Origin of the sequence: Vibrio makurazakiensis (assembly GCF_050337375.1) — a bacterium.
GTDB lineage: Bacteria > Pseudomonadota > Gammaproteobacteria > Enterobacterales > Vibrionaceae > Vibrio > Vibrio makurazakiensis.
Genome location: NZ_JAKJSW010000486.1, coordinates 1 through 683, shown reverse-complemented (window position 1 = coordinate 683; position 683 = coordinate 1). Strand labels below are relative to the sequence as shown.

The 683-nt window shown below is 44.5% G+C and carries 3 tRNA genes and 1 rRNA gene; all 4 read right to left on the bottom strand.

The window, feature by feature from the left end:
- Nucleotides 1–240: 240 nt before the first annotated feature.
- Nucleotides 241–316, bottom strand: a tRNA-Val gene (locus tag L4C33_RS22695).
- 32 nt (nucleotides 317–348) lie between these two features.
- Nucleotides 349–424, bottom strand: a tRNA-Lys gene (locus L4C33_RS22690).
- A gap of 2 nt (nucleotides 425–426) precedes the next feature.
- Nucleotides 427–502: transfer RNA gene (locus L4C33_RS22685), tRNA-Glu, on the bottom strand.
- Between the two features lie 89 nt (nucleotides 503–591).
- Nucleotides 592–683: ribosomal RNA gene (locus tag L4C33_RS22680) — 16S ribosomal RNA — on the bottom strand; the annotation flags it as partial.

The following is a 683-nucleotide window of genomic DNA, read 5'->3' as shown; positions in this document are numbered from 1 at the left end:
CAAGACACTTGAATGTGTTTGTTGTGTTTATCAATAAAGATAAACATTGAGAACTTTTAAATTTGATTGAATTACTCGTAAGTAATCAATCAGTCAGCTTTCCAAATTGTTAAAGAGCATGAGACTTCCAGAACCATTGTTCTAAAATTCGCATTTTCTAAAGACTCTCAGAGTCAAATAAACCAACCARCGACAAAAGAAGTGGTTTGGATATTTAARTAACCAAGAATTTTTAGAGAATGGTGGGCGATACCGGGCTCGAACCAGTGACCCCCTGCTTGTAAGGCAGGTGCTCTCCCAACTGAGCTAATCGCCCACGATAGTTTTAATTCCTTCGCGGAGAAAGAATGGTGGGTCGTGCAGGATTCGAACCTGCGACCAATTGATTAAAAGTCAACTGCTCTACCAACTGAGCTAACGACCCAATGGTATCCCGTAGGGGAGTCGAACCCCTGTTACCGCCGTGAAAGGGCGGTGTCCTAGGCCTCTAGACGAACGGGACACTGGATTTGAAGAACTTGGGAGTTCTTCGTCTCTTTTACTTTCTAAACCTAATCAATCTGTGTGGACACTTATCGTGATATCTTCGTATAAGGAGGTGATCCAGCCCCAGGTTCCCCTAGGGCTACCTTGTTACGACTTCACCCCAGTCATGAACCACAAAGTGGTGAGCGTCCTCCCCG